10 protein-coding genes and 1 pseudogene are annotated in these 13,057 nt (G+C 72.8%); 5 read left to right on the forward strand and 6 right to left on the reverse strand.

From position 1 onward, the window contains the following. Positions 1-53: 53 nt before the first annotated feature. Entirely contained in the window at positions 54-587 is a 534-nt protein-coding gene (locus ACWCQK_RS14915; RefSeq protein WP_451155526.1) for a winged helix-turn-helix transcriptional regulator, read from the reverse strand. Positions 588-747: 160 nt separating this feature from the next. Here ACWCQK_RS14915 and ACWCQK_RS14920 point away from each other — a divergent pair, with 160 nt between their 5' ends. Both ACWCQK_RS14920 and ACWCQK_RS14925 read left to right on the forward strand, forming a co-directional pair. Beyond that, positions 748-1,890, forward strand: coding sequence for a glycoside hydrolase family 19 protein (locus tag ACWCQK_RS14920; protein WP_451155704.1), 1,143 nt, complete (start codon positions 748-750; stop codon positions 1,888-1,890). A 26-nt stretch (positions 1,891-1,916) separates the two neighbouring features. Beyond that, on the forward strand, positions 1,917-2,684 hold the full coding sequence (locus ACWCQK_RS14925; RefSeq protein WP_451155527.1) for an NPP1 family protein: 768 nt from the start codon (positions 1,917-1,919) through the stop codon (positions 2,682-2,684). Positions 2,685-2,839: 155 nt separating this feature from the next. On the opposite strand, the gene ACWCQK_RS14930 is transcribed toward ACWCQK_RS14925, so the two are convergent. Further along, positions 2,840-4,057, reverse strand: a complete 1,218-nt coding sequence (locus ACWCQK_RS14930; RefSeq protein WP_451155528.1) for a cytochrome P450 family protein — start codon at positions 4,055-4,057, stop codon at positions 2,840-2,842. A gap of 714 nt (positions 4,058-4,771) precedes the next feature. Here ACWCQK_RS14930 and rho point away from each other — a divergent pair. Both rho and ACWCQK_RS14940 read left to right on the forward strand, forming a co-directional pair. Continuing rightward, on the forward strand, positions 4,772-5,917 hold the full coding sequence (gene rho, locus ACWCQK_RS14935) for a transcription termination factor Rho (protein ID WP_451155529.1): 1,146 nt from the start codon (positions 4,772-4,774) through the stop codon (positions 5,915-5,917). A gap of 113 nt (positions 5,918-6,030) precedes the next feature. Beyond that, positions 6,031-6,915: pseudogene (locus ACWCQK_RS14940) on the forward strand (D-alanyl-D-alanine carboxypeptidase family protein); the annotation flags it as partial. A gap of 11 nt (positions 6,916-6,926) precedes the next feature. Here ACWCQK_RS14940 and ACWCQK_RS14945 read toward each other — a convergent pair. From ACWCQK_RS14945 to ACWCQK_RS14955, 3 genes are all read right to left on the reverse strand, one after another. Next, the gene (locus tag ACWCQK_RS14945; RefSeq protein ID WP_451155530.1) at positions 6,927-8,303 is read right to left on the reverse strand and encodes a glycosyltransferase 87 family protein; all 1,377 of its coding nucleotides are present in this window, start codon (positions 8,301-8,303) and stop codon (positions 6,927-6,929) included. Then, on the reverse strand, positions 8,300-9,694 hold the full coding sequence (gene mptB / locus ACWCQK_RS14950) for a polyprenol phosphomannose-dependent alpha 1,6 mannosyltransferase MptB (protein ID WP_451155531.1): 1,395 nt from the start codon (positions 9,692-9,694) through the stop codon (positions 8,300-8,302). The genes ACWCQK_RS14945 and mptB overlap by 4 nt, the downstream gene beginning before the upstream one ends. 318 nt (positions 9,695-10,012) lie before the next feature. Further along, a complete protein-coding gene (locus ACWCQK_RS14955; RefSeq protein ID WP_451155532.1) occupies positions 10,013-11,332 on the reverse strand; it encodes a hypothetical protein in 1,320 nt (439 codons plus the stop codon). Between the two features lie 136 nt (positions 11,333-11,468). Here ACWCQK_RS14955 and ACWCQK_RS14960 point away from each other — a divergent pair, with 136 nt between their 5' ends. Then, positions 11,469-11,906, forward strand: a complete 438-nt coding sequence (locus ACWCQK_RS14960) for a DUF6234 family protein (RefSeq protein ID WP_451155533.1) — start codon at positions 11,469-11,471, stop codon at positions 11,904-11,906. A 25-nt stretch (positions 11,907-11,931) separates the two neighbouring features. On the opposite strand, the gene ACWCQK_RS14965 is transcribed toward ACWCQK_RS14960, so the two are convergent. After that, positions 11,932-12,867 carry a glutaminase gene (locus ACWCQK_RS14965; RefSeq protein ID WP_451155534.1) on the reverse strand — a complete coding sequence of 312 codons (936 nt, stop codon included), beginning with the start codon at positions 12,865-12,867 and terminating at the stop codon, positions 11,932-11,934. Positions 12,868-13,057 lie beyond the last annotated feature (190 nt).

Genomic DNA, 13,057 nt, shown 5'->3' on the forward strand with positions numbered 1-13,057 from the left:
GCCGGTCGGCCTCCTCATCAAGGGGTCTGGCCTTCAGAGTTGCGTCATTGGACTCACTCGTCAAGGGAGCTCGCGGCATCGGCGTGGCCGGGCGTGTCGAATCGGCGCCGGATCTCCGGCCGGTGCCTCAGACGCTCCGGATAGCCCGGGCCCATCCGCATCGAGGTGTCCTCGGCCCGCAGCGGCTCCCGGCAGGCGGCGCAGACCACCTCGGCCTCGGTGTCGTGCCCGCAGCTCCGGTGCCGAAGGACGACCGGAGCGCCCTCCTCCCCCGCGAGCCACCGGTCGCCCCACCGGGACATCACGGCGAGCACACCGAAGAAGTCCCGCCCCTTCTCCGTCAGCACGTAGTCGTAGCGCCGGGGTTGCTCCTGATAGGGCCGCTTGTCCAGCATGCCCTCGGCGACCAGCAGGCGCAGCCGGTCGGCGAGCGTGTTGCGCGCGATGCCCAGTTCCTGCTGGAACTCGTCGAAGCGACGGATCCCGTAGAAGGCCTCGCGCAGCACCAGGGGCGTCCAGGCGTCACCGAGCAGGTCCATGGTCCTGGCGATGGAGCACGGCCAGTTCGAAAAGGATGTTCGCCGCATGTCGTAACGATAGCCAACCGTCAACTTCACTTCTTTCCTTAAGAGTTGACGCACCCCTCCGCACCTGCCATGGTCTGGACCAGTTGGCATCTCGGCTGCGCTCAGGTGCCCTTGGACCCACCCTCACCCCCCACCTCACCGCCAAGGAGTGACGTCCATGATGTCCACCCTTCGCTTCAGCCCGTTCCGCCGCAGACGCCTCGCCCTCGACCGTCTGGCCTTCGCCGCCGCACTCGCCGCCCTGCTGACCGCGCTGCTGACCGTCACGCCCGCGCGCGCGGCGGACGGCCAGATCAGCGGCCTGGCCGGAAAGTGCGTCGACGTGGCGGGCGCGAGCAACGCCAACGGGACCGCCGTACAGCTCTACGACTGCAACGGCACCGGCGCCCAGATCTGGTCCAACCCGGGCGACGGCACCCTGCGCGCGCTCGGCAAGTGTCTCGACGTCGTCGACCGGAGCACCGCCGACGGGGCCGCGGTCCAGCTGTGGGACTGCGCCGGCAGCGCCAACCAGCAGTGGGTGGTCACCGCGGCCCGCGACATAGTGAACCCGGCCGCGAACAAGTGCCTCGACGTGCGGGACAACAACAGCGCCAACAGCACCCGGCTGCAGATCTGGACGTGCTCGGGCGGCGCGAACCAGAAGTGGAACGCGCCCGCGAGCGGTGGCGGCGGCAATCCCTCGGGCTTCGTGGTGAGCGAGGCGCAGTTCAACCAGATGTTCCCGGGCCGCAACGGCTTCTACACCTACAGCGGGCTGACCGCCGCGCTGTCGGCCTACCCGGGCTTCGCCAAGACCGGCTCCGACACGGTCAAGAAGCAGGAGGCGGCCGCCTTCCTGGCCAACGTCAACCACGAGACCGGCGGACTGGTCCACGTCGTCGAGCAGAACACCGCCAACTACCCGCATTACTGCGACTGGAGCCAATCCTACGGCTGCCCGGCCGGCCAGGCCGCCTACTACGGCCGCGGCCCGATCCAGCTGTCCTGGAACTTCAACTACAAGGCCGCGGGCGACGCTCTGGGCATCGACCTGCTGAACAACCCCTGGCAGGTGGAGAACAACTCCTCCGTCGCCTGGAAGACCGGCCTGTGGTACTGGAACACCCAGTCCGGCCCCGGCACCATGACCCCGCACAACGCCATGGTCAACGGCGCCGGCTTCGGCCAGACCATCCGCTCCATCAACGGCTCCCTCGAATGCGACGGCAGGAACCCCGCCCAGGTCCAGAGCCGCGTCGACGCCTACCAGCGCTTCACCCAGATCCTCGGGGTCAGCCCCGGCGCCAACCTCTACTGCTGACGCGGGCGGTCCCGCAAGGAGACGTGATGCACAACCTGAGGTCTCTCACCAAGGGCCTGCTCGGGGTCCTCGGCGCGCTGACGCTCGTCGTCGCGGTCCCGACGAGCGCCCACGCGAGCGTGCTCCAACTGCTGCCGCAGAACGCCGACGGCCTGGAGCAGAGCTTCTCCCCGGCCTACGACTACGACGGCGACGGCTGCTACGCCACGGCGGCCATCGGCGCCGACGGCACCATCAACCCCGGCCTGAAGCTCGGCGGTGACGTCAACGGGCACTGTCACGACTACGCCCAGCTGGCCAACGCCAACACCTACTCGCGGGAGAAGTGCAACAACGGCTGGTGCGCGGTGGTGTACGCCAGCTACTTCGAGAAGGACCAGGCCACCCTCGGGCCGGCCGCGATCGGGCACACCCACGACTGGGAGCACGTCGTGGTGTGGATCAACAACAACGAGGTCCAGTACGTGTCGGTGTCGCAGCACAGCGGCTACCAGGTGGCCGCCCGCTCGGCCGTGCGTTTCGACGGCACCCACCCGAAGATCGTCTACCACAAGGACGGCGTCTCGACGCACTGCTTCCGCTTCGCCAACACCAACGACGACCCGCCGGAGAACGCGACCGGCGGCTGGTTCTACCCGCGCCTCGTCGGCTGGGACGGCTACCCGGCCGGTTTCCGCGACAAGTTGCTGAGCGCGAACTTCGGCAGCGCCACCATCAAGATCAAGGACGGGGACTTCGCGTACGCCCTGTCCCACTCCATGCCGTCGGGCATCCCGTTCGACCCGAACGCCTGACGCCAGGACGCGAGCGGGGGCCGGGGGGTGTGATCCCCCGGCCCCCGCTCGGCGTTTCCCGTCCCCTCCCGTCCACGCTCATCGACTCCCACCAACTCCCGTCGAGTCCCATCGACTTCTGTCGACTTCCGTCGACGCGGGAGCCGGTGTCCGGCTCAGGGCCGCGGGCGGACCGGCAGGACGCGGACGCTGTTGCCCACGAAGCTGGCGTCGCGCGCGAGTGCGGCCTCCGGCACGGCGAGGTCGAGGTCCGGGAAACGGGTGAACAGCCGCTCCAGCGCCGTGGTCGCCTCCAGTCGGGCCAGCGGGGCGCCCAGACAGTAGTGGGCGCCGTGGCCGAGCGAGAGACTGCGCACGGCACCGGCCCGGCGGGGCCTGGTGACGTCGAAGCGGTCGGCGTCGGGCCCGTGGGTGGCCGGATCGCGTCCCGCGGCGGAGTAGCCGGCCAGGACCGGCGTGCCCCGGGGGATGACGGTGCCGTCGAGTGTCAGGTCCCGCACCGGGTAGCGGAACGGGAAGTAGCTGACGGGCGCGTCCCAGCGCAGCGTCTCCTCGACGACGTCGGCCCAGTCCGCCGTCCCCTCCCGCACGCGGGCGAGCTGTTCACGGTGGCCGCACAGGGCGCGTACGGCGTTGGTGATGAGGTTGAGCGTGGTCTCGTGCCCGGCGATGATCATCAGTACCAGGGTGCCGATCAGCTCGGCCGGGCTGAGCCGGTCACCGTCCTCGTCCCGGGCCGCGATCAGCGCGCTGGTCAGGTCGTCGCCGGGCCGCTCGGCCTTGGCGGCGGCGATCTCGGCCAGGACGGCGACGAGTTCACGGTTGGCGGCGACGGCCTGCTCGGGGCCGATGTCGGTCGCCACCACCTGGTTCGACAGGTGGTGCAGCCGGTCGCGGTACTCGGCGCCGACGCCGAACAGTTCGCCGATCACGCCCATCGGCAGCGGCAGCGCGAAGTACCGGCGCAGGTCGGCGACCCCCTCCGCGTCCGCGACGGCGGCCCGGTCGAGATCGTCGAGCAGCGTCTCGGTCAACTCCTCGACCCAAGGGCGGAGTTCCTCGACGCGCCGGGTGGTGAAGGCCCGGCTGACCAGGGACCGCAGGCGCCGGTGGTCGTCGCCGTCGGCGGTGGTCATGCCCTGCACGGTCGCGAAGGTCAGCAGCGGCCAGCCCGCGCCGACCCGCCCCTCGCGCAGCGCCGTGAAGTGGCTCGCGTTCTTGGCGACTTCAGGGTGTGCCAGGAACTCCCTGAGCGCCTCGTGGCCGAGGACGGCCATCCCCTCGATCTCCCCCGGCAGAACGACCGGGGCGACGGCACCTCGCGCGAGCAGCCGGGCGTTGCCGGCGTGCGGGCAGCCGCCGGAAGGGTCCATGCGATGGGGCGTGACAGGCCGGTGGTCCACGGACGACTCCTGGTCGCAGGGGGTGGGTTCGACGCCGTACGGCGATCGATTCTGCCCGTTCACGGCAGGACACGCAGCACCTCGGCGAAGGCCCTGAGGCGGGGTGGCCGCGTTGCTGACCGTCGGGGCGCGGCGGAGCGGCGACCCCTCGGTGTCGATCCCGTCCGGCGGGAGCCCGAACCCGGCGATCCGGCCGCGCCGCTCCATGTCCACGCCAGGGCGGACCTCGCCATCGGCGAGTCCGCCGCCCGCACGGGCCGCCCCCATGAACCTCCCGCAGGGCGCCCGGGACCGGCCCCGACCAGGACCGGTCCGGTCCGACCGGCGACCGCCGACGCGCCCCGCAGCGGCGGAACCTCGGCGGTGGCAGGCCCCGATGAGCCGTACGTCACTGCCGCGACCGCCCATCAGGTGGTACAGTGCATGCAGCACTTGTGTACGCCCTGTTGTAGGCGCCGGTGCTGTTCCTCCTCACCTCGCTGATTCGCCCACCGTGTCCCGGTCGGCGCGACAGCTTCCCGCAACACCTCGCGTGCGAACCGTTTTCCGCGGTCACAGGCGTTCCCGCCCTGCCCGAGGTGCTGTTCCCGCCGCCCGGAGACGCGCATGCCCGCCTCTCCCCCGCGGTCCCTCCCCTTCCTTCCGCATGTCCCATGCCTGCCGTCCTCGAAAGGACCGCCCCTCATGACCACCACACTCGAACACCCTCCCCTGCGGCAGCAGGACCCCGCCGCCCCGACCGTCTCCGGTGTCCTCGACATCGACGCCGGCGGGAAGGGGTACCTGCGGGCCGCGAACTGCCTGCCCACGTCCGACGACCCCCAGGTCTCCCCCGCGCTGATCCGCCGTCACGGCCTGCGCAAGGGCGACCTCGTCGAAGGCGTACGCGGCGACCGGCGCGCACTGGCCTCGGTCGAGCGCGTCGACGGCCGCACCCCCGACGAGCTGCGCCGCCGCCGGGCCTTCGGCGACCTCACCCCGCTGCACCCTCGCGAGCGGCTCCGCCTCGAACACCCCGCGTCCGGGCTCGCCGGCCGGGTCGCCGACCTGATCACCCCCGTCGGCAAGGGTCAGCGCGGGCTCATCGTGGCGCCGCCCAAGACCGGCAAGACCGTACTGATCCAGCAGATCGCCGCCGCGGTCGCCGGAAACCATCCGGAGTGCCGCCTGATGGTGGTGCTGCTCGACGAGCGCCCCGAGGAGGTCACCGACATGCGGCGCTCCGTGCGCGGCGAGGTGTACGCCTCGACCTTCGACCGGACGCCCCGGCAGCACATCGCGCTCGCCGAACTCGTCATCGAGCGGGCCAAGCGACTCGTCGAGGCCGGCGAGGACGTCGTCGTGCTCCTCGACTCCCTGACCCGCCTGTGCCGGGCGCACAACAACGCCGCCTCCGCCGGTGGCCGCACCCTCAGCGGCGGTGTCGACGCGGCCGCGCTGCACGGCCCGAAGCGGCTCTTCGGCGCCGCCCGCCTGGCCGAGGAGGGCGGCTCGCTCACCATCCTCGCCACCGCCCTGGTCGAGACCGGCTCGCGCGCCGACGACCTGTTCTTCGAGGAGCTCAAGAGCACCGGCAACATGGAGCTCCGCCTGGACCGCGAACTGGCCTCGCGCCGGGTGTTCCCGGCCGTCGACATCACCCCGTCCGGCACCCGTCGCGAGGAACTCCTCCTGTCCCCGGCCGAGTTGACGGTCGTCCGGGGCCTGCGCCGCGCCCTGCTGTCCCGCGACGGCCACACGAACCTGGAGACCCTCCTGGAACGGCTGCGCGCGACCCCCGACAACGCCACGTTCCTGCGGCGGATCCAGCCGACGCTGCCCACCGGCTGACGCGGCGGCGCGAGGCGGCCAGACCGGGCCCGGCGTGCGGCATCCGGGTGCTCGCGTGTCGCGTTCGGCCCTGGCAGCGCGCCACCGGGACAGTCCGTTCCTACGTTTGCGGTATGACAATCGGATTCCCCTCTCGGACGGTCCTGTCGACCTGCGCGCTCTGTGTGGCGGGCGTCCTCGCCCTCACGCCCGTCGCGGCGGCCGCCGAGGCCGCGGCGAACCCCGGTGCGGCGGGGCGGGCGCCGGCGGCGGCGGTGCGGCCCGATCCGCTCAAGGGGTCCGGCACCCAGGTCCGGCCCCGCGCCGGGGCGCCCGAGGTCCCGGACGTCTCCGCGCTGTCCTGGGTGGTGGCCGACGCCAAGAGCGGTGCCGTGCTCGCCGCGCACGACGCGCACCGCAAACTACCGCCCGCCAGCACCCTGAAGACCCTGTTCGCGCTGACGGTGCTGCCGCTCCTGCCCGCGGGCATCCAGCACACCGTCAAGGCGCGGGAACTGGAGGGCATCGGACCCGGCAGCAGCCTCGTCGGGGTCGACGCGGGGCACACCTACCGGGTCTCCGACCTGTGGCACGGGGTGTTCCTCAACTCCGGCAACGACGCCGTGCACGTACTGGCCGCGCTCAGCGGGGGCTGGGACGCCACGTCCTCCCTCATGCAGGACAAGGCCCGCGCCCTCGGCGCCCGCGACACCCACGTCCGCTCACCCGACGGCTACGACGCACCGGGCCAGGTGTCGTCCGCGTTCGACCTGGCCGTCTTCGGCCGGGCAGGGCTGCGCAACGCCGAGTTCGCGCGGTACTGCAGCACGGTCGAGGCCACCTTCCCGGAGGGCGACGGCTGGTCGTACGGGATCCAGAACACCAACCGGCTGCTCACCGGCGAGGACGACGTAGCCCCGTATCCGGGGCTGATCGGTGTCAAGAACGGCTACACCAGCAACGCCGGCAACACCCTCGTCGCCGCGGCCGAGAAGGGCGGACGCACGCTGGTCGTCACGGTGATGAACCCTCAGGCGGACGGCGGCTTCACCGTGTACGAGGAGGCGCGCGAGCTGCTCGACTGGGGGTTCGCGGCGGCCGGCCGGGTCGATCCCGTGGGGTCGCTGGACGCGCTCCGGGTCACACCGCAGGCCGGTCCCGTCGCACTGCCGGTCGCGGCGGCCGTCGCCCCCGACGGCGGACCCGGCTGGCCGGAGACCTGGGCGATCTCGGCGGCCGCCGGTCTCGGCGCGGGGGCGGTGGCACTGGCACTGCGGTCCAAGGGCACCCGCACACCCGGCGACTGACCGAGGGGCAGCCACAGCAGCAGGCCCAGCGTGATCCATGCGTAGGTGCTGCCGCCGAGGAAGCCGTCCACGCCGGAGGAGTCGTCGAACCAGAGCCACACCACGCTGGTGCACAGCACCGCGTAGAGGGCACCCGCCACCCGCGGGTGCCCTCTGCGGACGAGCAGGACGAAGGACGGCAGCAGCCACACCAGGTGATGCACCCAGGTGATCGGACTGACCAGACAGGCCGTCAGTCCGGTGAGCGCGAAGGCCGCCTGCCAGTCGCCTGCCGCCACGGCCCGCCGCGCCCGGAACACCCACACACCCAGGACGAGCAGGACCACCGTCGCCCAGGCCGCCCGGTCCAGGACGCCCGCACGGGCGAGAATGCCTTGCAGCGACTGGTTCGAGACATAGTCGAGACGGCCCACCCGGGTGGTGTCCCACATCGCCTCGGTCCAGTAGAAGCGCGAGGGGCCCGGCGCCACCCAGGCGGCCAGCGCCGTCGCCGCGACCGCCACCGCCGTCGCCACCGCCGCGGCGCGCCAGCGGCGGGCCACCAGCAGCAGACCGATGAAGAGCGCGGGCGTCAGCTTGATGGCCGCCGCGAGACCGATGCCCACCCCGGCCCAGCGGCCGCGCCCGGTGGAAAGCAGCCATCCGTCGGTGAGGACGAGGGCCAGCAGGAGCACGTTCACCTGGCCGAAGCTGAAGGTGTCCCGCAGGGGTTCGAACAGCGCCAGTGCGCAGAGGGCGAGGGCACAGCCGTACCAGCCGTGGCGGCGCCACGCGCGGCCGGTGAGCATGCGCAGCACCGCCGCCAGCGCCAGCAGGTTCAGTACCAACGCGACGGCGATGGCGGTGTGCAGGCCGAGCAGGGCCATCGGCAGCATCGCGACGGCCGCGAACGGCGGGTAGGTGAAGCCGTACGTCGTACCGGGCACCTGGTAGTCGTAGAGCCTGCCGCCGTGGTGCACCCAGGTGTCGACGGCGCCGTAGTAGACGCGCAGGTCGAACCAGTCGCGCAGGAGCGGGACCGTCGCGGTGAACACGGTCACGGCGGTGGCGAGGGCCAGGACGAGGAGGAGCCGGGCGGCGTCCGTGCGGGGCGCTCTCATGCCGTCCGCCCGAGGGCCGGTGCCTGGGCGGCCTGGTGCGCCTGCCACAGGACGACCATGGCGAGGGCGCCGCCGGAGACCGCGAGCACCAGTTGTCCGACGTCGGCCGGGCCGCCGCTGGGCAGCACGGCGAGGGCGAGCACCGCCGTGACGGCGGCCACCCGGTGCCGTACCGAGGTGCTGGGCGCGGCGGCCGCTATGAGGAACAGACCCCACAGGGCGTACCAGGGACGTATCGCCGGGCCGAAGGCGGCCACCGCGGCGAGGCTCAGACCGAGCGCGTACACGGGGTGCGGGCGCAGCCGCCACCATATGACGAGGACGACGACCGCGGTCACCGCGAGGCCGAGCACGTGCCAGGCGGGCATCGCCAGCGGCGCGAGGTCGCTGCCGAACCGCTGGAGCAGGGCGCCGGTGGCCTTGCCGAGCAGGCTGCTCAGCGCCCAGTTGTGCGGCGAGACCGGGGTGTCCAGGGCGCCGGTCCAGCCGTATCCCGTGCCCGCCAGGGCCGTCGCGGCAACCGTGGTGGCGCCGACGGCGACCGTCGTCGTCAGGACGGCGCGGGCGGGGCGGTGGCCCGCGCGGATCTGGAGCACGAGCACCGCGGCCAGTCCGAGCGCCGCGGGCGCCTTCACCAGCGCCGCGAGGGTGATGAGTACGGCGCCGAGGACCGACCGCCCGCCGAGCGCCGCGACCAGGCCGAGGCCCAGCAGTCCGAGCATCATCGCGTCGTTGTGGGCACCCGCGACCAGGTGCAGCAGCACGAGCGGGTTGAGCACGCCCAGCCACAGGGCGGCGGCCGGATCGGCACCGCTGTGGCGGGCGAGGCGGGGCAGCGCGGCCGCCATCAGGGCCACGCCGACCAGCGCGACCAGCCGCATGCCGATGAGCCCGGCGGGGAGTTCGCCCCGGGTGAGGCCGGACAGCGCGGAGGCGACGCCGAGGAAGACCGGGCCGTAGGGGGCCGCGGTGTGCTGCCACAGCGGGGCGACCTCGTCCGCGAGCGGGCCGCCCAACTGCGCGGGCCCGTGCGCGTAGACGTCGATGTGGGCGTCCACCATGGCCCCCTGGGCCAGGTAGCTGTAGACGTCCCGGCTGAACAGCGGCGGCGCGATCAGCAGCGGGGCCGCCCACACCGCGAGCACCAGCAGCAGGGCGCGCGGGGTCGGCGGATCGGCGCTGCGGACGAGACGCCCGAGCAGCGCCCAGGCCGCTATCAGCAGCACGACGCCGAAGTACACCCCGACCAGGCCGAGGGCGGCCTGCGCCGAGGCCGGGGCGGGCAGTTCCCGGGCCGGCAGGGCGCCGGCCGTCTCACCGCCCAGCGCGAGAACGGCGGTACCGGCCAGGCCCAGAGCCTGGCAGCGGCGGAGATCGACGGGAAAAGCCATGGCCAACACTCGGTCAGGGTGTCAACGCCGGATGGCCGGAAGGCGACGGAGCGACTTCCACCCGACGGCCTGCGTATGACCGCCATGTGATCGGGGCACGAAATCGCCCACTCAGCCAGGCGCACACGACCGCCCACCCCGGAGGGGACGCCAAGTCGGCTGCCCGGTCAGGCACGCGGAAACGTCGGTCAGGCCGGCCAGGCGGGAGCTGGAACTCGTCCGCCGGGACCGGACGCCGAGGCACCCGCCCGGCCAAGGTCGCGGAACCGTCATTCCGGACGCGAGCGTGAACCCCCCGTGTCCGGGGTCGAGGAGTGGTCAGATGAACCTGGAGCTGCGTACGGGGCCGGCCGAGTTGAGACCCGCCCGGTCGCCCCGCAGCCAGGTGCCGCGTACGGCGGTGACGAACTCCGCGAGCCGGTCGTCCGGGTCCGCGGGCGTGGCGCCGTCGCCCTCGTCGGGCGCCGGGTCGGCCGCCACGATCTCCGCGGCGATCTCCGCCGCCGGGCGGTCGTCGGGTGCCGTGCGTTCCACTTCGCCGCTGTCCCCCAGCCCCAGGTGTCCCTCCCAGGGCGCCGACGCCGACTGGTGCAGCAGCGTGACGCTGTCCGCGGTCACGACCGGCAGGTCGGTCCAGTTGCTCGCGTGCTCGTGGAGCACCTGTCCCGCCGCCCGCTCCAAGAGCTGCCCGATGATCTCGGGGCCCTGGTCCGCCCGGGCCACCTCGTTGAGGTCGTAGGCGATGACGACGGTGTCCTGTCGTCCGGGAGCGAAGTCCCGCGCCGGAAGGCCCAGTACGTCGGCGGCGGCGAGGCCCAGGATCCGGCTGCCGCGGTCGGGCAGCAGCGACACGGAACGCGGGCGCGCCTCCGCGGCCTCCAGCACCGTCCGCAGCCGCAGCAGCCCCCGCAGGCACTGGTCGTGGGTGTCCTGGAGCCAGGCGAACCGTCCGGTCATCCCGGCGTCGAAGCCGTACGGGGACAACGTGCCCAGCACCGTGCCGCCCAGGACGAACTGCCAGCCCCGCAGGTCGCCGAGGTCGAGCGCGCTCAGCGCCTCGGCGCTCGCCGCGCGCTCCAGCATGCGCCCCTGACGGGCCCGCGCGCCCAGCCACCGCTGGTCCTGCGGATCCGGCAGCAGCGCGTGCTGCCGACGGGCCAGGGCCAGGTCTCCCGCCATCAGGGCGTTGTAGACGAGCAGATAGCGGTCGGGCCAGTCGGCCAGCCCGTCCTCGTGCGCGCTCAGCACCGCGACGGCCTCGGCGTGCCGGCCCTCGCGCTCGTACGCCGAGACGAGTTCGCGCAGCACAGCCGCCGAGCCGGGCGCCTGGACGAGGGCCTCACGCAGGGCGGGTATCGCCAGGTAGGGCACGTCACGCTCGACGCACGCGTAGCCATACGCGTACAGCGCCTGCGCACGGTCGGGGTCGGCGGCGAGCTCCGTGGCGGCCCGGTGGAGGTCGTCGAAGCCGGCCGTCCGCGCGGCTCCTGCCACCACGAGGGCCACCTCGTTCAACGGCAGGTTCTCGGCGCCGTCCCGCAGCGCGCGCAGGGCGCCGGGAATGTCTCCCTGGTCCAGCAGCTGCCAGGCCTTGAGCAGTTCGGGGGACTTCGAGCGGCGATTTCTGCGCGAGAACATGCCGACGATCATCGCCGACGACCCGTACGGCACTCAACCGCGTTTCCGAGCCCGGCTCTTGGACGAGTCACGCGTCCGTACGCGTTGAGTATCCGTACTCAGGACGCCGCACGGTACGGGACAGCACGCTGGTGCCATGACGACGGCACCCGTACCGCCCGCCCCGAGGCGCGACCACCCGCACCCGGTGGCCGATGTGTTCCTCGCCCTCGTGCTGCTCGCCGTGGATGCCTTGGCGGCGGTCGTCGCGTCCCTCGCGGGCCAGGCGAACGCCGGTTACGCGTTCTTCGACACCGGCGCCGACAACTCCGACGTCAGCATGACCGAGTCGGGCGTGTACGTCGCCGTCGTGGGCGTCGTCGTCCTGGTGACGGCCGTGGCGGCGGGCCGGGGGCGGGCGTACTTCACCGCCGTCGGACAGGTCGTCGCCGGACTCGTCCTCCTCGTGGTCGCGTCGGTCGCGCTGGCCGAGCAGTACCACCAGGACCACCCTCCCGCGCCGCGGCCCGGTCACAGCGGACCCCGGTCGCAGTGCCGGTCCGGCGGCGACAACAGCGAGTGCCAGGGCTCCTGAGCCGGCCGGGCGTCGACGGACCGGCTCAGAAGACGGACAGTCCGGTGAGGGTCGTGAAGCGGTCGAGCGCCGCGACCCCCACCACCGAGTTGCCGCGCTCGTCCAGACCCGGACTCCACACGCACAGCGTGCAGCGGCCCGGCACGACCGCGATGATCCCGCCGCCGACGCCGCTCTTGCCGGGCAGGCCGACACGGTAGGCGAAGTCGCCCGCCGCGTCGTAGGTGCCACAGGTCAGCATCACCGCGTTGACCTGCTTGGCCTGGCTGCGGGTGAGCAGCCGGGTGCCGTCGGCGCGAATGCCGTGGCGGGCCAGGAACGAGGTCGCCAGGGCCAGATCGGCGCAGGAGGCGGTGATCGCGCACTGGCGGAAGTACTGGTCCAGCAGGACCGGCACCGGGTTGTCGATGTTGCCGTAGGACGCCATGAAATGGGCGAGGGCCGCGTTCCGGTCGCCGTGGGCGTTCTCCGAGGCGGCGACCTCCTCGTCGAAGGCCAGGTGGGCGTTGCCGCTCTCGGCGCGCAGGAAGGCGAGCAGTTCGCCCGCCGCGTCTCCGGTACGGGTGTGCAGGCGGTCGGTGACGACGAGCGCGCCCGCGTTGATGAACGGGTTGCGCGGGATGCCGTGCTCGTACTCCAGCTGCACCAGGGAGTTGAAGGGGTTGCCGGAGGGCTCGCGGCCCACGTGCTCCCACAGGGTGTCGCCCTCACGGGCCAGGTCGAGGGCGAGGGTGAAGACCTTGGTGACGGACTGCGTGGAGAACGGCTCGCGCCAGTCCCCCACGCCGTACACCGTGCCGTCCAGCTCCGCGACGGCCATGCCGAAGCTGCGCGGGTCGCGAGCCGCGAGCGCCGGGATGTAGTCGGCGGGCCGGCCGCGGCCGGGGGTCCGTCCGACCTCGTCGGCGATGCGTTCCAGGACCGGCTGGAACGTGAGGGACGACGTCGTCACGATCACCATTCTGCCGCCGGGCCGGTCCGCGCGCGTCGCCGACGGTCGGGCCGCTCGGCGATCAGCGGGGCGGCCTCGTCACGGTGCCTCCACGACGACGGCCCTCATCGCACGGGACCGCGAGGGACGGCCAGGGACGGAGAGGGACGGAGAGCGACGGCCAGGGACGGCGCGGGACCGCGACGGACGCAGAGGGACC

The sequence above is a fragment of the Streptomyces sp. NPDC002306 genome (assembly GCF_053593435.1).